The following is a 20,868-nucleotide window of genomic DNA, read 5'->3' as shown; positions in this document are numbered from 1 at the left end:
CTCACGCGGGAGTCAGTACCCGTCCCCGCCGGGCCGCCTCACGCCGGAATCAGTGCCCGTCCGGATCGCCTCACGCGGGAGTCCGTGCCCGTCCCCGCCGAGCCCCGTCACGCCGGGGTCAGCGCCGGTCCCGCCGGGCGCGTGTAGCGCACGACCTGCACCCCGAGCCCGGCCACCGCGAGGGCCTCCACCACCGACAGGCCGAGCATCAGGCCCCCGCCCTCGCCGCTGGCCCAGAACACCACCAGTGCGGCGAGCGGCACCGCGCAGAAGGCGACCAGGTCCACCACGCACTGGATGGCCTTGCGGGACCGGCGACGGGCGTCCCGCCGGTGGTACGCCTCCCAGCCGAAGGTCGTGAAGCCGCTGCCGGCACCGGCACCGGCACCGGCCGCCCGGGCCAGCCGCGGCCCCAGCTCGTCGCGCACATACAGGCCGATCGCCGAGATCTTCTCGTCGTTGACGAGGTACGTCCACCCGAGCACCACGCACACCGGCGGCAGCGCCAGCAGCATCGCCGGCTCCTTCGCCTGCGCCGCCGCGGCGATCACGGCCGCCACGACCGCGAGCGTGACATAGAGCAGGTTGTCCCGGAACCCGATCCGGGTCTTCTGCTCGTCCTTGACCGTCTGGTACTCGGCGAGCAGCAACTGCCCGACGGTGACGTCCCGTTCCGCCTCGGCCATCGCCGACGACCCCCTCCCCCAAGTCACTTGGCAGTACCTTAAGGGGGTGCCGCACAGAACAGGGGCGCCGCACGGACACCCCACCGCCGTCGTCCTGACCGCGCTCGCGCTGGAGTACGCCGCCGTCCGCCGGCTGGTGCCGGAGCGCGAGGAGTTCGTCCACGAGGACGGGACGCGGGTGGAGGCCGGCCGTCTTCCCGGCACCGACTGGCAGGTCGCCCTGGCGGAGCTCGGCGAGGGCAACCGGACGGCGGCCGCGCTCACCACGCAGCTGATCACCTGGCTGAAGCCGCAGGCCGTGCTGTTCGTGGGCGTCGCGGGCAGTCTGAAGGCCGACATCGGCCTGGGTGACGTCGTCGTCGCCACGAAGGTCTACGGCATCCACGGCGGCAAGCAGACACCCACCGGATTCGAGGTGCGCCCGGAGGCGTGGCAGGCGTCGAACGCGCTGCTGGGCGCGGCGCGTTCGGCCGTGCGGGACATGGACGGCGTACGCACGCACTTCAAGCCGATCGCCTCCGGTGACGTGGTGCTGGCGGACGCCGAGTCCGAGATCGCCCGGCACCTGCGCCGGAACTACAACGACGCGGCGGCGATCGAGATGGAGGGCGTGGGCGCGGTCCAGGCGGCCCATCTGAGCGGCCAGTTGCACGCCCTCGTCGTCCGGGGCATCAGCGACCGCGCCGACGCGGCCAAGCACGAGGCGGACGCGCGGGGTTCGCAGCAGCGGGCCGCCGCGCAGGCGGCGTCCGTGGCGGTGGCGGTGCTGCACAAGCACCGGCCGCGCCCGAGGGCCTCCGGCGCCGAGGAGGGTCCCCAAGGAGCGACGTACGGCGGCGATCACCTCGACTTCCGGGGCGGCACCTTCCACGGACCCGTCACCGGCAAGCGGGAGTAGGGGCACCGCCCACGGCCCGGTCCCCGTCGCCACCACCACCCTCCCGCCCCGCCCACCCGGCTTCACCGGCCGCACCGCGGAACTGGACCGCCTGCTCCCCCGCCTCGCCCCCGCCTCCGAACCGGGTGCCCCGCTGCTCATCTCCGCCGTGACCGGCATGGGCGGCATCGGCAAGACCGCACTGGCGGTGGAGGCGGCGCACCGGGCGCGGGCGCAGGGATGGTTCCCGGGCGGCTTCCTCTTCGTGGATCTGCGCGGGTACGACGAGAATCCCGTGACGGCGGACCAGGGGGTGCTGGCGCTGCTGGACGCCATGGGGGTGCGCGGGGCGGATCTGCCGCCGACGCCGGCCCGGCAGTACGACATGTATCGCACCCTGCTCGCCGAGAGGCGGGACCGTACGCTGCTGATCCTGGACAACGCCTCGGATCCGTCCCAGTACCTGCCGCTGCTGCCGGGCACCGACGAGCACCGGGTTCTGATCACCTCTCGGGCCCGGCCCGACGTCCCCTCCGTTCGCGTCGTCGACCTGGAGACCCTCGATCCCGAGGAGTCCGCCGCCCTCGTCGCCCGTGCCCTGCACGAGGCCGACGAACGCGACGACCGTGCCACACGCGAACCGGAGGCGCTCGGCGACCTGGCCGCCCTGTGCGGGCATCTGCCCCTCGCCCTGCAGATCGCGGCCGCGATGCTCCGCAGGCGCAGGCAGCGGGCCATCGCCTCCCTGGTGGCGGAGATCCGGCGGGCCGGCGATCCGACCGCCGTGCTCGACAAGGGCAGTTCCGGCACGGATCTGTACGGCCGCTCGCTCGCCCTGCGCCCCGTGCTGGAGACCTCGTACCACCGCCTCCCGCCGAACCAGGCACGGCTGCTGCGGCTGCTCTGCCTCGCTCCGGGCGCGGAGACGGGCACGGAGGCGGTGGCCGCGCTGGCCGGTCTCGACGTTGACGCCGCGCTGTCCCTGCTGGAGGACCTGGCCGCCACCCATCTGGTCACTCCCGTCCGGGACGAGGAGAGTGCCGCTCGCGTCCTGCGGTGGCGACTGCACGACTTGGTGCGTGCGTTCGGGGTGGGGGTGCTGGGACAGGACGAGGTGCTGCGGGAGGAGGGGGAGGCGGCACGGGAGCGGTTGCTGACGTTCTACCACCGGTGGGCGGACGCGGCCGACGACCGGCTGCGGTGGCTGCCGGGGATGGCGGAGCCGGAGCGGTTCGTGGACCGCTGGCAGGCGCTGGCGTGGCTGGACGGCGAACGGGCCGGGCTGGTGGCCGCGGCGTTGTGGGCGCGGGAGGAGCGGTTCGCGCCCACGGCGTTACGGCTGAGTGAGTGCCTGGCGATGTATCTGGACTGGCGGCGGTACTTCGACGACAAGATCGTCGTCTGTCGTGCCGCGCGGGAGGCCGCCCACCGCCTCGGGGACCGGCGCTACGAGGCCGTCGCGTCGGACTACCTCGGCATCGCCCTGCGGGAGACGGGCCGGTCGGAGGAGGCGATCGACGCCCACACGCACGCCCGCGACCTGCTCCAGGCGGCCGGGAACAGCCCCTTGGAGGCCATCGCGTGGAACAACCTCGGCACCGCCCTGCAGAGCGCCGGCCGGACGAAGGAGGCGATCGACGCCCACACGCACGCCTCCGACCTGTTCCGTGCCGCCGGTGACAGCGCCCGTGAGGCCATCGCATGGAACAACCTCGGCACCGCCCTGCGCAGCGCAGGCCGTCCCGAGGCCGCCATCGAAGCCCTCGTCCTGGCCCGGGAACTCCACCGGACGTGCGGGGACCATCACAGCGAGGCGATGGCACTGAACAATCTCGGCGCCGCCCTGGACGACGCGGGCCGGACCGGTGAGGCCATCGAGGTGTTCAACGAGGCGCTGGGGATCTACCGGGCATTCGAGGACTGGTACCGGTCGGCCACAGCCCTGCACAACCTGGCCCTGGCCTTCGTCGAGGCCGACCGCCCCGACCAGGCCCGCGACTTCTGGCTGGAGGCCGCCGAGGCTTTCTCCCGCGCCGACGCCCACGCCGAGGCCGCCGAGGTGCGCGCGGCGGCGGAAGCCCTGCGAAACCCGCGCCCCACCGATTGACCCACCCCCTCCCCCGCCCTACGTTCACCACGCACCCATCTCCGGCCACCACGACGTGAGTCCGCAGGAGGTCTGCCCGTGCGTGCCCGTCCCACCGCCTTGGCCACCGCCCTCGTCGCCCTCGCCGCCACCCTCGCCGCCTGCGGGGACGGAGGCGGCTCCGATCCGGACACCCTGAAGGTCTCCTTCAAGCAGTCCACGGACAACTCCGTCCGCGTCATGGACGACCACCTCGCCGGCGTCAAGAAGCAGTTCGAGCGGCAACATCCGGGCAAGAAGGTCGAGTTCGTGCCGATCAAGGCGCCGGACTCGGAGTACTACACCAAGCTCCAGCAGATGCTCCGCTCCCCCAGGACCGCCCCGGACCTCGTCTACGAGGACACGTTCCTGATCAACTCGGACATCACCAGCGGGTACCTCCGGCCTCTCGACGACTACCTCGCCAAGTGGCCGGACTGGGACCGGTTCATCGACTCCGCCAAGCGGGCGGCGAGGGCCGAGGACGGGAAGACGTACGGCGTGCCGGACGGCACGGACACCCGCGGTCTCTGGTTCGACAAGGGCATCTTCGCCAAGGCCGGGCTGCCCGCCGACTGGCAGCCGAGGAACTGGGCGGAGATCCTCGAGGCGGCCCGGACGGTCAAGGAGAAGGTCCCCGGGGTCGTGCCGCTCAACGTCTACACCGGGAAGCCGGCCGGCGAGGCGGCCACCATGCAGGGCTTCGAGATGCTGCTGTACGGCACGGGGAAGGACCCTCTGTACGACCCGGCCACCAAGAAGTGGGTCGTGGGCAGCCAGGGGTTCAAGGACGCGCTCGAGTTCGTGGAGACGGTGTACCGGGAGAAGCTGGGGCCGGACGTCTCCACCGCCCTGGACCCCAACATCCAGACGATCGTGCGCGGCGATCTTATGCCGCAGGGCAAGCTGGCGATCAACCTCGACGGCTCCTGGCTGCCGCAGGACTGGCTGCCGGGCGCGGGCCACGAGTGGCCGGAGTGGTCGCAGAGGCTGGGGCTGGCGTACATGCCCACGCAGCACGGGCAGGCGCCGGGCAGGGTGAGCATGTCGGGCGGGTGGACCTGGGCGATCCCGGCCAAGGCGGCCAACCCGGACCTGGCCTTCGCGTTCATCAGGACGATGCAGACGAAGGCGAACGCCCAGAAGTGGTACATCGCCAACTCCGGTATCGCCGTCCGCGAGGACGTCGCCTCCGATCCCGCGTACGCCGAGGCGCAGCCCGGTATCGCGTTCTTCACGGAGCTGGTCGCCGCCACCCACTACCGGCCCGCCTATCCGGCGTATCCGCGGGTGTCGGTGGCGATCCAGGAGGCGATGGAGGGCGTGACGACCGGTGACACATCGGTGGCGGAGGCGGCCCGCGCGTACGACGAGGCGCTGCGGGAGATCACGGACGACCAGGTGACCGAGAAGTGACAGGCCCCGCCTCCCGAGGCCGTGCCCTGTTCCGTCTGCTGCCCCTGGCCCCGGCCGTCGTCCTGCTGCTGCTCTTCCTCGGCGGGCCGATCGCCTACTGCGTGTGGATCGCCTTCACCGACCTCCAGCTCACCGGTCAGGCGGAGTCCTCCTTCGTGGGGCTGGAGAACTTCCGTACGGCGTTCGAGGACGAGGCGTTCCTGAACGCGGTCTGGCTGACGCTGGTGTTCACCGTGCTGTCCTCGCTGGTCGGCCAGAACACCCTGGGGCTGGCGCTGGCGGCGCTGATGCGGCGGGCGTCGCGGCCGGTGCGGACGCTGACCGGGGGGATCGTGGTGACGGCGTGGGTGCTGCCGGAGGTGGTGGCCGGGTTTCTGCTGTACGCGTTCTTCCGGGACCAGGGCACCCTGAACGCCGTACTGGACCTGCTGGGGCTGCCGCGGCAGGACTGGCTGTTCACCCTGCCGATCCTGGCCGTGTCGTTCGCCAACGTCTGGCGGGGGACGGCGTTCTCGATGCTCGTCTACTCGGCGGCGTTGAGCGACATCCCGCGGGAGGTCACGGAGGCCGCCGAGGTGGACGGGGCCGGGGGCTGGCGGCGGATGTGGCACATCACGCTGCCGATGATCCGGCGCTCGATCGGCACCAATCTGATGCTGAACACGTTGCAGACGCTGTCCGTGTTCGGGCTGATCTGGGTGATGACCCGCGGCGGACCGAGCGGAAAATCGCAGACGCTGCCGCTGTTCATGTACGAACAGGCGTTCCAGAACAGCCTGATCGGGTACGGCACGGCGGTGGCCCTTCTGCTGCTGCTCGTCGGATCGCTGTTCTCGGTGCTGTATCTGCGGCTGCTGCGGACGGAGGTGTGAGGGCGATGGTCTCCCGACGCACCCGGCGCCGACTGGCCGCCGACGCCGGCCTGTTGCTGCTGGCCGCCGCCTTCTCGCTGCCGCTGGCCTGGGTGGTGCTGTCGGCCGTGGATCCGCGGGCCGGCCTGAAGGTGAAGGTGCCCGACGGGCTCACAGGGGAGCACTTCGACGCCGTCTGGACCGCCGAGATCACCTTCACCCCGCTGCTCAACAGCCTGATCCTGTGCGGCGGGGCGACGGCGCTGACCGTGGTGTGCGCGGCCGTCGCCGCGTATCCGCTCTCCCGGTTCCGGTCCCGGCTGAACCGGCCGTTCCTGCTGACGATCCTGTTCGCCACGAGTCTGCCGGTGACGGCGGTCATGGTGCCGGTGTACGCGCTGTTCGTACGGGTGGAGCTGATCGACACCCGGCACGGCACGATCCTGTTCTTCGCCGCCTCCCAACTGCCCTTCGCCATCTGGCTGATGAAGAACTTCATGGACGGCGTCCCGAAGGAGCTGGAGGAGGCGGCCTGGACGGACGGGGCGTCCGCGGCGCAGTCGCTGGTGCGGATCGTGCTGCCGCTGATGGGGCCCGGTGTCGCCGTGGTGACCGTGTTCTCGTTCGTCATGATGTGGGGGAATTTCTTCGTCCCGTTCATGCTGCTGCTCACCCCGGACCAGATGCCGGCTTCGGTTTCCGTCAACGAGTTCTTCGGAAATCGTGGCATGGTGGCGTACGGTCAGCTCGGGGCGTTCTCGATCATCTACTCCACGCCGGTGATCCTGCTGTACGTGCTCGTCGCACGGCGGCTCGGCGGTGGCTTCGCCCTGGGCGGGGCTGTCAAGGGGTGACTCGCCAGTAACACTCCGTGGTGGAAAAAACCGTACGTTCCTACAATGCGTGATTGTGTCCGAACTGACCGTAGTCACCACGCGGGTCACACCCCTAGCTTGTGGTCCCGTGCGCCAACCCTCAGCTCAGCCGAACCACCCCGGTCCCCCGTTCAACGCCTCCGCCGCCCGCAGGCTCCGTGCCGCGCTCGGCATGGGCCCCGAGCACGTCGCCTACGGGCTGCGTGCCTCCTACGGCCTGCCCTATGTCACACCCGACCTCGTGATCGCCTGGGAACGGGGGACGCTCTCACCGAGCAACCCCGAGCTCACCGCGCTCGCGGGGGTGCTGTGGTGTTCGCCCGGCGACCTCATCGGCCGGGCCCGGACACTGCGTGAGCACCGCATCTCCCGCGGGCTCGCACCCGAGGACGTCGCCCGTGCCGTCGGCGTCGACCTCGACGCGTATCTGCGGATGGAGGAGACCGGCCAGTGGCGGGGCACCGACCGCCAGGCCGCCGCCCTCGCCGACATGCTGGAGCTCACCCTGCCCGACCTGGTGACCGTCACCGGCCGGGAGACCAAGCTCGCCGAGCTGCTGCGCAGCGCGGTCGCCACCCGCTGGCAGGCGTACGTACGCCCCGTGAGCAAGATCGTGCCCCTGGACCGGCGGATCCTGGAGCGCACGCTCCAGACCCTGCACCAGGAGTACCAGGGGCAGATGGTCGCCACCCTCAGCTGGGGCGGCGGCAACGCGGCCGACGACTCGCAGAGCGCCGGCCGCGACTTCCTCGACCGGATCGTCGAGCTCTTCTGGACGTCCGTGGAGGGCGGGACGTCGTACTAGAAGACGGACTCGGCCTCGTCCATACGGTCCTTCGGCACCGTCTTCAGCTCGGTGACGGCCTCCGCCAGCGGCACCATCTCGATGTCCGTGCCGCGCAGAGCGGTCATCCGGCCGAAGTCGCCCCGGTGCGCGGCCTCCACCGCGTGCCAGCCGAAGCGGGTGGCGAGCACCCTGTCGTACGCGGTCGGGACACCGCCGCGCTGCACATGGCCGAGGATGACCGGCTTGGCCTCCTTGCCCAGGCGCCGCTCCAGCTCGTGCGCGAGGGCGGTGCCGATGCCCTGGAAGCGCTCGTGACCGAACTGGTCGATGGCGCCCTTGCCGTAGTCCATGGTGCCGTCGGCGGGGTGGGCGCCCTCGGCGACGCAGATGACGGCGAACTTCTTGCCGCGGGCGAAGCGCTCCTCGACCATCTTGACCAGGTCGGCGGGGTCGAAGGGCCGCTCGGGCAGGCAGATGCCGTGGGCGCCGGCGGCCATGCCGGACTCCAGCGCGATCCAGCCGGCGTGCCGGCCCATCACCTCGACGACCATCACCCGCTGGTGGGACTCGGCGGTGGTCTTCAGCCGGTCCATGGCCTCCGTCGCGACGCCCACCGCGGTGTCGAAGCCGAAGGTGCGGTCGGTGGAGGAGATGTCGTTGTCGATGGTCTTGGGCACGCCGACCACCGGCACACCGGCGTCGGACAGCATGCGGGCGGCGGTCAGGGTGCCCTCGCCGCCGATCGGGATGAGCGCGTCGAAGCCGCTCTTCTCGATGAGCTCCTTGGCGTTGTCGCAGGCCGCGCGGAAGCGGTCGCGCTCCAGGCGGGAGGAGCCGAGGATGGTGCCGCCGCGGGCGAGGATGCCGCTGACCGCGTTCAGATCGAGGGCCCGGTAGCGGCCGTCCAGCAGGCCGGTGTAGCCGTCCTCGAAGCCGATGACCTCGTCGCCGTAGTTCGTGACCGCCCGGTGCACGACCGACCGGATCACTGCGTTCAGGCCGGGGCAGTCGCCGCCTGCGGTGAGAACTCCGATACGCATCGTGCTGTGTCTCCTGCTCGCTGTGGTTACCGGTGAGCCGCTTCCGATTCTTTCACGTCGCCCACCGCACCGCCGCCTTCCCTCCTGACGGGCGCCTTATCTAGCGAGGGAGGTATTGTCAAGAGGGTTCTGCTCACCTCGGTGGGCGATTTTTATGACAGCAGTTGTACGGGAATCAGCCCAGAGCCACCGCAACCACCATGAAACGGAGAGCACGCGTGACGCGCAGCGTGTACGTGACCGGTATCGACCGCGGCGACGGCCGCCAGGTCGTCGAGCTGGGGGTCATGGAACTGCTGACCCGGCAGGTCGACCGGGTGGGGGTCTTCCGCCCGCTCGTCCACGACGGCCCCGACCGGCTGTTCGAGCTGCTGCGCGCGCGTTACCGGCTGTCCCAGGACCCGGCCACGGTCTACGGCATGGACTATCACGAGGCGTCCGCGCTCCAGGCCGAGCGGGGGACGGACGAACTGGTCTCGGTGCTGGTCGACCGCTTCCACGCGGTGGCCCGCGACTACGACGTCGTCCTGGTCCTCGGCACCGACTTCGCCGACACCCAGCTGCCGGACGAGCTGTCCCTCAACGCCCGCCTCGCCAACGAGTTCGGCGCCTCCGTGATCCCGGTCGTCGGCGGCCGCCGCCAGACCGCGGAGTCGGTGCGAGCCGAGACCCGCAACGCCTACCGCGCCTACGACACCCTGGGCTGCGACGTGCTGGCCATGGTCGCCAACCGGGTGGCCCGCGAGGACCGGGACGCCATCGCCGACAAGCTCGCCTCCCGGCTGCCCGTCCCCTGCTACGTGGTGCCGGACGAGCCCGCCCTGTCCGCGCCGACGGTCGCCCAGATCTCCCAGACGCTCGGCGCGAAGGTGCTGCTCGGCGACGACTCGGGGCTGGCCCGCGACGCGCTCGGGTTCGTCTTCGGCGGCGCCATGCTGCCCAACTTCCTGGGCGCCCTGACCCCCGGCTGCATGGTCGTCACCCCCGGCGACCGGGCCGACCTGGTGATCGGCGCGCTCGCCGCGCACAGCGCCGGCACCCCGCCGATAGCCGGCATGCTGCTCACCCTCGACGAGGTGCCCAGCGACGAGGTCCTGACCCTGGCCGCCCGCCTCGCGCCCGGCACTCCCGTGCTGTCGGTGTCCGGCAACAGCTTCCCCACCGCCGAGCAGCTGTTCTCCCTGGAGGGCAAGCTGAACGCGGCCACCCCGCGCAAGGCGGAGACCGCGCTCGGCCTGTTCGAGCGCTACGTGGACACCGCGGACCTCCTGGGGCGGGTCTCGGCGCCCAGCTCCGACCGCGTCACGCCGATGATGTTCGAGCACAAGCTGCTGGAGCAGGCCCGCTCCGACCTGCGCCGGGTCGTCCTGCCCGAGGGCACCGAGGAGCGCGTGCTGCACGCGGCCGAGGTGCTGCTGCGCCGCGGGGTGTGCGACCTGACCCTGCTGGGCCCCGTCGACCAGATCCGCAAGAAGGCCGCCGACCTCGGCATCGACCTCGGCGACTCCCAGCTGATCGACCCGGCCACCAGCGAGCTGCGCGACCGCTTCGCGGAGAAGTACGCCGAGCTGCGCGCCCACAAGGGCGTCACGGTGGAGCTGGCCTACGACGTGGTCTCGGACGTGAACTACTTCGGCACGCTGATGGTCCAGGAGGGCCTGGCCGACGGCATGGTGTCGGGGTCGGTGCACTCGACGGCGGCGACCATCCGTCCGGCCTTCGAGATCATCAAGACCAAGCCGGACTCCTCGATCGTGTCGTCCGTGTTCTTCATGTGCCTGGCCGACAAGGTCCTCGTCTACGGCGACTGCGCGGTCAACCCGGACCCCGACGCCGAGCAGCTGGCCGACATCGCCGTCCAGTCGGCGGCGACGGCCGCCCAGTTCGGTGTGCAGCCGCGGATCGCCATGCTGTCGTACTCCACCGGTACGTCGGGCTCGGGCGCCGACGTGGACAAGGTGCGCGAGGCGACCGAGTTCGTCCGGGAACGGCGCCCGGACCTGAAGATCGAGGGGCCGATCCAGTACGACGCCGCCGTGGAGCCGTCGGTCGCGGCGACCAAGCTGCCGGAGTCCGAGGTGGCCGGACAGGCAACGGTTCTGATCTTTCCGGACCTCAATACAGGCAACAACACCTACAAGGCCGTGCAGCGCTCGGCCGGCGCGATCGCCGTCGGACCGGTCCTGCAGGGTCTGCGCAAGCCCGTCAACGACCTGTCCCGCGGCGCCCTCGTGCAGGACATCGTCAACACCGTCGCCATCACGGCGATCCAGGCCCAGAACCCGAGCGAAAAGGCACCTCTGCAGTGAGCTCCACCCGTGTCCTCGTCCTCAACTCCGGCTCCTCGTCGGTGAAGTACCAGCTGCTGGACATGCGCGACAGCAGCCGGCTGGCGGTGGGCCTCGTCGAGCGCATCGGCGAGGAGACCTCCCGGCTCAAGCACACGCCGGCGGGCGGCGGGAGCCGTGAGTGGACCGGCCCGATCGCCGATCACGACGCCGCGCTCAAGGCCGTCTCCGCGGAGCTGGCCAAGGACGGCCTCGGCCTCGACTCGCCCGAGCTGGCCGCGATAGGCCACCGGGTGGTGCACGGCGGCAAGCACTTCACCGAGCCGACGGTCGTCGACGACGCCGTGCTCGCCGAGATCGAGCGGCTGATCCCGGTCGCCCCGCTGCACAACCCGGCCAACCTCACCGGCATCCGCACGGCGATGGCCCTGCGCCCCGACCTGCCGCAGGTGGCCGTCTTCGACACCGCGTTCCACACCACGATGCCGGAGTCGGCCGCCCGCTACGCCATCGACGTGCGGACGGCCGACGCGCACCGCATCCGCCGCTACGGCTTCCACGGCACCTCGCACGCGTACGTCTCCCGCGCCACGGCGAAGCTGCTGGGCAAGGCGCCCGAGGAGGTGAACGTGATCGTGCTGCACCTGGGCAACGGCGCGTCCGCCTCCGCGGTGCGCGGCGGCCGGTGCGTCGACACCTCCATGGGGCTGACGCCTTTGGAGGGGCTCGTGATGGGTACGCGCTCCGGAGACATGGACCCGGCCGTCATCTTCCATTTGATGCGCGTTGCCGGAATGTCCGCCGACGAGATCGACACTCTTCTGAACAAGAAGAGCGGACTGATCGGACTGTGCGGTGACAACGACATGCGGGAGATCCGCCGGCGCGTCGACGAGGGCGACGAACAGGCGCGGCTCGCCTTCGACATCTACATTCACCGGCTGAAGAAGTACATCGGCGCCTATTACGCCGTTCTGGGCCGGGTGGACGCGGTCGCGTTCACCGCCGGTGTCGGGGAGAACGCGGCCCCGGTGCGGGAGGCGGCGGTGGCGGGCCTGGAGGAGCTGGGCCTGGCGGTGGACGGCGAGCTGAACGCCGTACGGAGTGACGAGCCGCGTCTGATTTCGCCGGAATACGCGCGTGTCGCCGTCGCCGTGGTCCCGACGGATGAAGAACTGGAGATCGCGACCCAGACATACGCACTGGTCGGTAAGAACGGTTAAGCGGATTCACGACTGAGCGCGGGTCCGCCCATTTGTATCTTCCGCCAGACGGAATATTCCGGAGCGAAACAAACCGATAGGATCGCCTCATGCGCCGTTCGAAAATCGTCTGTACTCTCGGCCCCGCGGTCGACTCCCACGAACAGCTCGTGTCGCTGATCGAGGCCGGCATGAACGTGGCCCGCTTCAACTTCAGCCACGGCACCCACGCCGAGCACCAGGGCCGGTACGACCGGCTCCGCGCGGCGGCGAAGGAGACCGGCCGGGCCATCGGTGTCCTCGCCGACCTCCAGGGCCCCAAGATCCGCCTGGAGACCTTCGCCGAGGGCCCGGTGGAGCTGGTGCGCGGTGACGAGTTCACCATCACCACCGAGGACGTCCCCGGCGACAAGACGATCTGCGGCACGACCTACAAGGGTCTGCCCGGTGACGTCTCGCGCGGCGACCAGGTCCTGATCAACGACGGCAACGTCGAGCTGAAGGTCCTGGACGTCGAGGGCCCGCGGGTGCGGACGATCGTCATCGAGGGCGGCGTCATCTCCGACCACAAGGGCATCAACCTGCCCGGCGCGGCGGTCAACGTCCCCGCGCTCAGCGAGAAGGACGTCGAGGACCTGCGGTTCGCGCTGCGGATGGGCTGCGACCTGGTCGCGCTGTCCTTCGTCCGGGACGCCAAGGACGTCGCCGACGTCCACCGGGTCATGGACGAGGAGGGCCGCCGGGTCCCGGTCATCGCCAAGGTGGAGAAGCCGCAGGCGGTGGCGAACATGGAGGACGTCGTGATGGCGTTCGACGGTGTGATGGTCGCGCGCGGCGACCTGGCCGTCGAGTACCCGCTCGAGAAGGTCCCCATGGTGCAGAAGCGCCTCATCGAGCTGTGCCGCCGCAACGCCAAGCCGGTGATCGTGGCGACGCAGATGATGGAGTCGATGATCACCAACTCCCGTCCGACCCGCGCCGAGGCGTCCGACGTGGCCAACGCGATCCTGGACGGCGCCGACGCGGTCATGCTCTCCGCCGAGTCCAGCGTGGGCGCGTACCCGATCGAGACCGTGAAGACGATGTCGAAGATCGTCGCCGCGGCCGAGGAGGAGCTGCTCTCCAAGGGCCTGCAGCCGCTGGTGCCGGGCAAGAAGCCCCGCACGCAGGGCGGTTCGGTCGCCCGCGCGGCCTGCGAGATCGCCGACTTCCTCGGCGGCAAGGGCCTGGTGGCCTTCACCAAGTCCGGTGACACCGCCCGCCGGCTGTCCCGTTACCGCGCCACGCAGCCGATCATCGCGTTCACCACGGACGACTCCACCCGCAACCAGCTGACGCTCAGCTGGGGCGTGGACCCGCACGTCGTGCCGTTCGTCAACAGCACCGACGAGATGGTCGACCTGGTGGACCAGGAGATGGTGAAGCTGGGCCGGTTCACCGACGGCGACACCGTGGTCATCACCGCCGGCTCGCCCCCCGGCGTCCCCGGCACCACCAACATGGTCCGCGTCCACCACCTGGGCGGCGGCGGCGACCGCGACTGACGGTCCGCCGGATCCGGGACACGGACAGACGACACGGAGGGCGCCCCTTCTCAGGAAGGGGCGCCCTCCGTGTGTGGGCGGCGCGGTCGTCGGCGAGCCGGCTCAGTCGGTGATGAACTGGCTCAGCCCGGGGACGTGGAGGTCGCCGCCGAACTGGCCGGCCTGGGTGACCTCGACGTCGGTGAAGTAGATCAGCGGGATGTTCAGCGGCGGCGGGTTCTCCGGGCTGAACGTGACCGGTATCAGACCGAACAGCTTGCCCGAGATCTTCTCCGTGTACATGGTCGTCTTGCCGTTGCGGATGGTCGAGGTCGACCCCTTGTCGGCCTGGACGTGGTAGGTCTTGCCGCCTTCCTCGTCCTTGACCAGCTGGTGCAGATCGCCGATGTCGGTGCCGTCGCTGACCACGTACTTCAGCACCTTCTTGACGGTGCCGTTGGCGGTGCGCACCTCGACGATGCCCTGGTAGTCGGCACCCTTCAGCAGCAGCGAGCTCGCCTCGAGGCGCCAGGGGCGGTCCGGCAGCGCGGGGACGTTCTGGTACGCGCCCTCGGCGTCCGTGGCCACCGGGCAGTCCTCGGGGTCCACGCTCTCGGAGGCGGACGGGCTGGGCGTGGCGGCGGAGGGCGCCTCGCTCGCGGCCTCCGTGGCCTCCTGGGCGGCCTCGTCCACGCGGTCCCGGAGGTCGTCGGCGGTGTCCTCGGCGGTGCCGGTGGTGTCCCGGACGGTGCCGGTGGTGTCCTCGGCGGTGCCGGTGGCGTCCTCGACGGGGTCCTGCGCCGCTCCGGCCGGGTCCGGGGACTGCGGGGCGGACGCGCTCGGGGTCGCCGTGGGCGTCGGGGCGGGGGCGGGTGCCTCCGTCTCGTCGCCGTCGATGAGGTCCTTGAGGGCGTCACCGAGGCCCAGCGGGTCGAGCGGGTTGCTCGGCTCGGTGGTGGACGGCGTCGCGGAGGGCTCCTGCGTCTGCGGGGCGGCGTCCGTGTCCGTGGACCCGGCGGGGTCCTCCGGTGCGGTGGGCGTGGACGACGACGGCGCGGGGGCCGGGGTGTCGGTGTCCGTGTCGCCGGAACCGGTGGATCCGCCGTCGGTGGAGTCCCCGGAACCACTGTCGCCGGAGTCGCCGGAGGAGTCGCCGCCCGAGGTCTCGGACGCGCTGGGCGACGGGGTCGCCGAGGGCTCGGCGGACTCCTCGCCGCTGTCGGCACCGTCCTCGCCGTCCTGGGTGACCTCCAGCGCCTCGACGCAGGCCTGGTACTCCTCGGCGGTCAGCCGCTTGGGGTCCTTGCCGTCGGCCTGGGCGAGCGGGCTGAGGCCCATGCCCATGAGCACGGCGGTCGGCATCGCGGCGAGGGCGATGGCGCGGCCCGTGGGCATGTGAAGTCGGGTCAGGAGCGGCTTCTTGGGTGCCGCGTGGCGTGGCCCGGTTCTGATGCGCGGCTCGGCCGCGAAGTCGTCCGGGCCCAGCGGCTCAGCCGGCACGGTGCCTCCCGTTGTCGTTGTCGGGCACGACGTCCTCGCTGTGCTCCCGGGGGCCGGGGAGGGCGCCCGCAGGCTCCTCCCGCGGTTCCCGGCCGGGCTCGGGCGCCGCGCTGGGGGCGGCGGCGGAAGGGATGTCCTTCTCCGGGCGGGCGGCTTCGGCGGGTTCCTCGCCGGGCGCCCAGGACAGGGCGAGCGCGCCGCCGATCAGGGCCAGCAGGAAGCCGATGATGAACCCGCCGATGTTGGAGACCACCAGCGAGACCAGGGCCAGCACGATCGAGGCGACACCGGCGAAGATACGGGTGGCCTGCTGGAACCACATGGTCAGACCGAGGGTGACCAGAAGGACGCCGATGATCAGGGAGCCCGCGCCGGCCGTCGTCGCCATCGCGATGGACATATGGCCCAGCTTGAGGGTGGCGTACGGGAAGTAGGCGATGGGCAGCCCGCCGAGCAGTGTGAACAGGCCCGCCCAGAAAGGCCGGTCGCCCCGCCAGGCGCGGAACCGCAGACGCGTCCGGGTGACGGCCCCGACGCTCTGGACCGAAGTCTCGGCACTCATGGAAAAACAGCTCCCTGGATCCGGGGGAAGTACAAACCGGCATGACTGCCGTGGAGAGTTCGAGGTCGGCGCGCGAAGAGCGGTGCCCCTGGACACCGGGCCAAGGGGGCCGCCGGGGCGGAGAAGCGGTCGCTCCCCCGCCCAAGCGGTCAGCTCAAGTACGTGTCAGGTACCCGCACGACGTACAAGCTCAGAAGCACTCCATCTTGGAGTCGGTGCCGAGCCGCAGGCTCAGACCGCTCAGCTTGAACGTGCCGGCGGTGGTAGCCCACGCCACCTGCTTGGCGTCGTCGAGGATCGCCGTGTCCGCCTGCTGGGCGAAGCCGCCCGGCAGAACGCCCTTGTCCGTCACGGCGGGACCCTTGTTCTGGTCCTTGACGGCCACACCGATGTCGATGCCCTTGAAGGTGGCGTCGGCGTCGAGCTGCGCGATGTCGAGGTACAGGTTCTCCGCGACGACCGGCTTGTTCTTGCCCGCCTCCAGGCGCATGTAGACGGTGCCCAGGAGCGGGATGTCCGTCTTCAGCGACTGGCACATGTTGTTGATCTCGGCGTGCTTGAACGTCGAGATCGCGACCGGTCGCTTGGTCTTCTTGTCACCGGACACATCGGTGTAGCCCTCGGCGATACCGCCGTACTGGGCGAAGCCGGTGCCCTCCAGGTGACCCGCGCGCACCTTGAAACTCTGGCCGGAGACGGTGAACGACGCGGCGAGCGCACCCTGCGCCAGACCGACACCGACCGCTGCGGCCGCGGCGACGCTGGGCACCATGACCACAGCGAACCGCTTCCATCTGGTCCCGCCACGAGGCTTGGAACCCATGATTTCCTCCTTCTCGGACGTACATCTCCGGCCCTGACTGCCCCCTGACGGCGGCTCAGCCGGGCAGGGATGGGAGAAGTGCTACGTCCTCGGTAAGGAGAGCGCCCGCGCTCGGCGGCGCACACAGCGCCCGAATCACCGGCGATCACCCCCGAGCGACAACCACTGGTCGCGCCTGACACACATCACGCACAACCTTGCTGGACAGGCTTCGCCGGACGGCGAAGACCCCCCTGCCCAAGAGCCGGCTCCACTGCCGCCTGCTCTGCTCGGTGGGGACCCAGGAGCTCCCGCGGCCCGACCGGCTGTCGGGGTGCGAGGAATGGACCGAGCGTCGCCGATCGTGGTGCATTCTCGGCGCCCGCACAAGGGGGTTCGTTACTCGCTAGTAACGGCCGGATAACCGAACAACGACCCACCGATCTCGGTCGGCGACGCTCGGTGTCAGCCGGGGGTGGAACAAAACTATTGATGCCTGGACAGAATCCGACAGAACGAGGCCCACGGCTTACTTGCAGTAACAGCGGCCGCGATTACCAAGATTTGGCAAAGCGCGGCCGCCTCGAACGCTCCGGAGCGTCAGAACAGGGCGCGGGCCAGCGCTCTGCGTGCCGCGGCCACCCGCGGATCCTCCGCGCCGACCACCTCGAACAGCTCCAGCAACCGCAGCCGGACGGTGTCACGGTCGTCACCGAACGTGACCTTCACGGCCTCGACGAGCCGCCCGAAGGCGTCCTCGACATGACCGCCCACCAGATCGAGATCGGCGGCCGCGATCTGAGCGGCCGCGTCGGACGGCTTCTCGGCGGCCTCCCGGCGCACCTTCTGCGCGTCCATGCCCTGCACCCGCTGGAGCAACTCGGCCTGCGCCAGGCCCAGTTTGGCCTCCGGGTGCGCCGGGTCGTCGGCCAGCACGTTCTTGTACGCCTGGACGGCCCCGCCCAGATCGCCGGCGTCCAGCGCCTGCGCGGCCGCGTTGAGCAGGGAGTCGTAGGGGCCGGCCGCGGCCGGGGCGGCCTGTGCGGCGCCGCCCGGCTCGGCGTCGGGGTCGACGGTGAGGCCGGTCAGGCCGAAGCGCTGCTCGGCGACCTGCACCAGCTGGTCGAGGGTCTGCCGGATGTGCGTCTCGTCGGCGACGCCCTGGAAGAGCGGCAGCGCCTGTCCCGCGACGACCGCGAAGACGGCCGGGATCCCCTGGATCCCGAACTGCTGCATCAGCATCTGGTTGGCGTCGACGTCGATCTTGGCGAGCAGGAAGCGCCCGTTGTACTCGACGGCGAGCCGCTCCAGGACCGGGCTCAGCTGCTTGCAGGGCTGGCACCACTCGGCCCAGAAGTCGATGACGACCGGGACCTCGGCGGAGCGCTGCAGGACCTCCCGCTCGAAGCCCGCCTCATCGACGTCGATGACGAGATCGGCCGGGGAGACGGCTCCGCCCCCGCCCTGCCGGGCCGCTTCCGCGCGGGCCTGCTCGGCCTTGGCCTTGGCCTCCTGGGCCGCCTTGACCGCGGCGAGGTCGACGACGCCGCTCATGGACATGTTCCGTGGCTGCATGCGTCTATCCTCCCCCGTACCCGCGCATGAATGAAAAAGAGTGGTGAAAGCCGGCTCGGGCCGTCTGTCCGTCCGGCGGCGCCGGGTCCCCACCCCGCGCCGGGCGGTCCTCACCCGTGAACGTCCCTACGGGCGCCCGTCCCGCTTTCGCTACGACTCGTAGCGTAATGCCGGTGGGGCTCTTCGGGGAGTCGCGGTCCGGTGATCTGCCTCACTCCCGTGTCCCGCGTCGCGCGAGGAGCGCCGGTTTATGGTCATGGGATGCAAAGCCGCACTCCAGCCGTCCGAGGCCGTCCGCGCAGCGCCGCCGCCGACACGGCGATCCTGGCCGCGACGCGCGCGGCGCTGGTGGAGCTCGGCTGGTCGAAACTCACCCTGGGAGACGTCGCCACGCGAGCCGGGGTTGCCAAGACGACCCTGTACCGCCGGTGGGCGGGCAAGAACGAACTGGTCGTCGACGCGGTGGCGGAGCTCTTCGACGAACTGCGGCTTCCGGACCGGGGATCCCTCGCCGCGGACATCGAGGGAGTCGTCCTCCAGTTCGCCGCGATCCTGGCTCGACCGGAGGCCAAGAGCGGCCTGATGGCGGTCGTCGCGGAGTCCACGCGGGACGACGCCCTGCGCGAGCGCATCCGGGCGTCCATCGTGGAGCGTCAGAAGCGGTTGGTGACCGAGGGCCGGGAACGGGCTCAGACGAGGGGCGAGCTGCCCGCCTCGACGGACGCGGAGGAGGCCGCTCGCACGGCCGACCTGATCTTCGACATGGTCGCCGGGGCGGTGGTCCACCGCACGCTGGTGAGCGCGGAGCCGGCGGACGAGGAGTGGGTGCGGAGCTTCACGCGGGTCCTGCTGCTGGGGCTGGCCGGGGCGGGCGAGGCGGGGGCGGGCTAACGTTCAGTGCCGGGTGCGGGTGGCAGGGGGCGGGTCGCGCAGTTCCCCGCGCCCCTGAGGGACGCGCACTCGCCCGCGTCGCGACGCACCGCCGCCGTCGTGGCCGACGGCAGGCACCTCGTCCGCGCCGAGTCGCCCGCCCACCCCGCCTCAGCCGGGCCGCCGGATCAGAAGCCGGCCGGTTCCGTGTAGACGCCCCACTCGTCGCGCAGGACGCCGCAGATCTCGCCCAGCGTCGCCTCGGCGCGCACCGCGTCGAGCATGGGCTCGATCATGTTGGAACCGTCCCGCGCCGCACCCAGCATGGCGTCGAGCGCGGCACGCACCGCACCCTCGTCCCGCCCGGCCTTCCTGGCGCCCAGCACCCGCACCTGCTCGCGCTCCACCTCGTGGCTGACCCGCAGGATCTCCAGGTCACCGGTGACGGACCCGGTGTGGACATTGACGCCCACCACCTTCTTGTCGCCCTTCTCCAGCGCCTGCTGGTACCGGAACGCGGACTCCGCGATCTCCCCGGTGAACCAGCCGTCCTCGATGCCCCGCAGGATGCCGGAGGTGATGGGCCCGATGGGGTGCTGCCCGTCGGGGTGAGCCCTCAGGCCCCGCTCCTTGATCTGGTCGAAGATCTTCTCGGCGTCGGCCTCGATCCGGTCGGTGAGCTGCTCGACGTACCAAGAACCACCCAGCGGGTCCGCGACGTTGGCGACGCCGGTCTCCTCCATCAGCACCTGCTGCGTCCGCAGGGCGATCTCCGCGGCCTGCTCGGACGGCAGGGCGAGGGTCTCGTCGAGGGCGTTGGTGTGCAGGGAGTTGGTCCCGCCGAGCACCGCGGCCAGCGCCTCGACGGCCGTGCGGACGACGTTGTTGTACGGCTGCTGGGCGGTCAGCGAGACCCCGGCGGTCTGCGTGTGGAAGCGGAGCCACTGCGCCTTGTCGGTCGTGGCGCCGTAGACCTCCTTCATCCAGCGCGCCCAGATCCGGCGCGCGGCGCGGAACTTGGCGATCTCCTCGAAGAAGTCGAGGTGCGCGTCGAAGAAGAAGGACAGGCCGGGCGCGAAGACGTCCACGTCGAGGCCGCGGCTCAGGCCCAGCTCGACGTAGCCGAAGCCGTCCGCGAGGGTGTAGGCCAGCTCCTGCGCGGCCGTCGCGCCCGCCTCGCGGATGTGGTAGCCGGAGACGGAGAGCGGCTTGTACGCGGGGATGCGCTCGGCGCAGTACTCCATCAGGTCGCCGATCAGGCGCAGGTGCGGCTCGGGCTGGAAGAGCCACTCCTTCTGCGCGATGTACTCCTTGAAGATGTCGGTCTGGAGCGTGCCGTTGAGCACGCCGGTGTCGACACCCTGGCGCTCGGCGGCGACCAGGTACATGCAGAAGACCGGCACGGCCGGTCCGCTGATCGTCATGGAGGTGGTGACGTCCCCGAGCGGGATGTCCTTGAACAGCACCTCCATGTCGGCCGCGGAGTCGATGGCGACCCCGCAGTGGCCGACCTCGCCGAGCGAGCGCGGGTCGTCGGAGTCGCGGCCCATGAGCGTCGGCATGTCGAAGGCGACGGAGAGTCCGCCACCGCCGTTGCCGAGGATCATCTTGTAGCGCTCGTTGGTCTGCTCGGCGTTGCCGAACCCGGCGAACTGCCGGATGGTCCACGTGCGCCCTCGGTAGCCGGTCGGATGCAGGCCGCGGGTGAAGGGGTACTCACCGGGCCAGCCGATCCGTTCGAAACCCTCGTACGTGTCACCCGGCCGCGGCCCGTACACCGGCTCCACGGGGTCCCCGGAGAGCGTGGTGAAGTCAGCGTCGCGCTTGCGCGCGGCGTCGTACCGGGCCTGCCAGCGTCGGCGGCCCTCCTCGATGGCGTCAGCGTCCAT

At 70.9% G+C, this 20,868-nt stretch carries 17 protein-coding genes; 10 read left to right on the top strand and 7 right to left on the bottom strand.

Features of this window, described 5'->3' with window-relative positions:
• Positions 1 to 107 precede the first annotated feature (107 nt).
• On the bottom strand, positions 108 to 686 hold the full coding sequence (locus tag ACSU6M_RS23625) for a hypothetical protein (protein WP_437072106.1): 579 nt from the start codon (positions 684 to 686) through the stop codon (positions 108 to 110).
• 46 nt (positions 687 to 732) lie between these two features.
• Between ACSU6M_RS23625 and ACSU6M_RS23620 the strand changes: the two genes are divergently transcribed.
• The 6 genes from ACSU6M_RS23620 to ACSU6M_RS23595 all read left to right on the top strand — a co-directional run bounded on the left by ACSU6M_RS23620 (position 733) and on the right by ACSU6M_RS23595 (position 7,635).
• On the top strand, positions 733 to 1,584 hold the full coding sequence (locus ACSU6M_RS23620) for a 5'-methylthioadenosine/S-adenosylhomocysteine nucleosidase (protein WP_437072105.1): 852 nt from the start codon (positions 733 to 735) through the stop codon (positions 1,582 to 1,584).
• A 133-nt stretch (positions 1,585 to 1,717) separates the two neighbouring features.
• On the top strand, positions 1,718 to 3,670 hold the full coding sequence (locus ACSU6M_RS23615; RefSeq protein WP_437075324.1) for a tetratricopeptide repeat protein: 1,953 nt from the start codon (positions 1,718 to 1,720) through the stop codon (positions 3,668 to 3,670).
• A 72-nt stretch (positions 3,671 to 3,742) separates the two neighbouring features.
• Complete coding sequence (locus tag ACSU6M_RS23610; RefSeq protein WP_437075322.1) at positions 3,743 to 5,104, top strand: ABC transporter substrate-binding protein; 1,362 nt, start codon at positions 3,743 to 3,745, stop codon at positions 5,102 to 5,104.
• Positions 5,101 to 5,976 carry a carbohydrate ABC transporter permease gene (locus tag ACSU6M_RS23605; RefSeq protein ID WP_437072104.1) on the top strand — a complete coding sequence of 292 codons (876 nt, stop codon included), beginning with the start codon at positions 5,101 to 5,103 and terminating at the stop codon, positions 5,974 to 5,976. Before ACSU6M_RS23610 ends, ACSU6M_RS23605 begins: the two co-directional genes overlap by 4 nt.
• A gap of 5 nt (positions 5,977 to 5,981) precedes the next feature.
• Entirely contained in the window at positions 5,982 to 6,809 is an 828-nt protein-coding gene (locus ACSU6M_RS23600) for a carbohydrate ABC transporter permease (RefSeq protein ID WP_437072102.1), read from the top strand.
• Positions 6,810 to 6,918: 109 nt separating this feature from the next.
• Positions 6,919 to 7,635, top strand: coding sequence for a helix-turn-helix domain-containing protein (locus ACSU6M_RS23595; protein WP_437072100.1), 717 nt, complete (start codon positions 6,919 to 6,921; stop codon positions 7,633 to 7,635).
• On the opposite strand, the gene ACSU6M_RS23590 is transcribed toward ACSU6M_RS23595, so the two are convergent.
• Entirely contained in the window at positions 7,632 to 8,657 is a 1,026-nt protein-coding gene (locus ACSU6M_RS23590) for an ATP-dependent 6-phosphofructokinase (protein ID WP_437072098.1), read from the bottom strand. The two genes, ACSU6M_RS23595 and ACSU6M_RS23590, sit on opposite strands and share 4 nt — an antisense overlap.
• A 218-nt stretch (positions 8,658 to 8,875) precedes the next feature.
• On the opposite strand from ACSU6M_RS23590, the gene pta reads away from it, so the two are divergent.
• The 3 genes from pta (at position 8,876) to pyk (ending at position 13,691) form a co-directional block, all read left to right on the top strand.
• Positions 8,876 to 10,966, top strand: coding sequence for a phosphate acetyltransferase (pta, locus tag ACSU6M_RS23585; protein WP_437072097.1), 2,091 nt, complete (start codon positions 8,876 to 8,878; stop codon positions 10,964 to 10,966).
• On the top strand, positions 10,963 to 12,168 hold the full coding sequence (locus tag ACSU6M_RS23580; protein WP_437072095.1) for an acetate kinase: 1,206 nt from the start codon (positions 10,963 to 10,965) through the stop codon (positions 12,166 to 12,168). The genes pta and ACSU6M_RS23580 overlap by 4 nt, the downstream gene beginning before the upstream one ends.
• 89 nt (positions 12,169 to 12,257) lie before the next feature.
• Entirely contained in the window at positions 12,258 to 13,691 is a 1,434-nt protein-coding gene (pyk, locus tag ACSU6M_RS23575; protein ID WP_437072093.1) for a pyruvate kinase, read from the top strand.
• Positions 13,692 to 13,793: 102 nt separating this feature from the next.
• On the opposite strand, the gene ACSU6M_RS23570 is transcribed toward pyk, so the two are convergent.
• The 4 genes from ACSU6M_RS23570 to ACSU6M_RS23555 form a co-directional block, all read right to left on the bottom strand.
• Positions 13,794 to 15,170, bottom strand: a complete 1,377-nt coding sequence (locus tag ACSU6M_RS23570) for a hypothetical protein (protein ID WP_437072092.1) — start codon at positions 15,168 to 15,170, stop codon at positions 13,794 to 13,796.
• Complete coding sequence (locus ACSU6M_RS23565) at positions 15,160 to 15,732, bottom strand: DUF6114 domain-containing protein (RefSeq protein ID WP_437072091.1); 573 nt, start codon at positions 15,730 to 15,732, stop codon at positions 15,160 to 15,162. The genes ACSU6M_RS23570 and ACSU6M_RS23565 overlap by 11 nt, the downstream gene beginning before the upstream one ends.
• Positions 15,733 to 15,922: 190 nt before the next feature.
• Positions 15,923 to 16,555, bottom strand: coding sequence for a DUF6230 family protein (locus tag ACSU6M_RS23560; protein WP_437072089.1), 633 nt, complete (start codon positions 16,553 to 16,555; stop codon positions 15,923 to 15,925).
• Positions 16,556 to 17,134: 579 nt separating this feature from the next.
• Positions 17,135 to 18,109: a tetratricopeptide repeat protein gene (locus ACSU6M_RS23555; RefSeq protein ID WP_437072087.1), complete on the bottom strand. Its 975-nt coding sequence runs from the start codon at positions 18,107 to 18,109 to the stop codon at positions 17,135 to 17,137.
• A 261-nt stretch (positions 18,110 to 18,370) separates the two neighbouring features.
• On the opposite strand from ACSU6M_RS23555, the gene ACSU6M_RS23550 reads away from it, so the two are divergent.
• Positions 18,371 to 19,000 carry a TetR/AcrR family transcriptional regulator gene (locus ACSU6M_RS23550; protein WP_437072085.1) on the top strand — a complete coding sequence of 210 codons (630 nt, stop codon included), beginning with the start codon at positions 18,371 to 18,373 and terminating at the stop codon, positions 18,998 to 19,000.
• A 167-nt stretch (positions 19,001 to 19,167) separates the two neighbouring features.
• Here ACSU6M_RS23550 and ACSU6M_RS23545 read toward each other — a convergent pair whose 3' ends face one another.
• Positions 19,168 to 20,868: an acyl-CoA mutase large subunit family protein gene (locus tag ACSU6M_RS23545; RefSeq protein ID WP_437072084.1), complete on the bottom strand. Its 1,701-nt coding sequence runs from the start codon at positions 20,866 to 20,868 to the stop codon at positions 19,168 to 19,170.

It is taken from the genome of Streptomyces sp. enrichment culture (genome assembly GCF_964272895.1).
Classification (GTDB): Bacteria; Actinomycetota; Actinomycetes; order Streptomycetales; family Streptomycetaceae; genus Streptomyces.
The sequence above is the reverse complement of the archived record's forward strand: the minus strand, read 5'-3'. Positions and strand labels throughout refer to the sequence as shown.

Bases quoted from the DNA above. Each gene is read 5' to 3' on its own strand.
- pyk (WP_437072093.1), top strand. From the start codon at position 12,258: ATGCGCCGTTCGAAAATCGTCTGTACTCTCGGCCCCGCGGTCGACTCC.
- ACSU6M_RS23550 (WP_437072085.1), top strand. From the start codon at position 18,371: ATGCAAAGCCGCACTCCAGCCGTCCGAGGCCGTCCGCGCAGCGCCGCC.
- ACSU6M_RS23590 (WP_437072098.1), bottom strand. From the start codon at position 8,657: ATGCGTATCGGAGTTCTCACCGCAGGCGGCGACTGCCCCGGCCTGAAC.
- ACSU6M_RS23555 (WP_437072087.1), bottom strand. From the start codon at position 18,109: ATGCAGCCACGGAACATGTCCATGAGCGGCGTCGTCGACCTCGCCGCG.
- ACSU6M_RS23625 (WP_437072106.1), bottom strand. From the start codon at position 686: ATGGCCGAGGCGGAACGGGACGTCACCGTCGGGCAGTTGCTGCTCGCC.
- ACSU6M_RS23600 (WP_437072102.1), top strand. From the start codon at position 5,982: ATGGTCTCCCGACGCACCCGGCGCCGACTGGCCGCCGACGCCGGCCTG.
- ACSU6M_RS23545 (WP_437072084.1), bottom strand. From the start codon at position 20,868: ATGGACGCTGACGCCATCGAGGAGGGCCGCCGACGCTGGCAGGCCCGG.
- ACSU6M_RS23565 (WP_437072091.1), bottom strand. From the start codon at position 15,732: ATGAGTGCCGAGACTTCGGTCCAGAGCGTCGGGGCCGTCACCCGGACG.
- ACSU6M_RS23560 (WP_437072089.1), bottom strand. From the start codon at position 16,555: ATGGGTTCCAAGCCTCGTGGCGGGACCAGATGGAAGCGGTTCGCTGTG.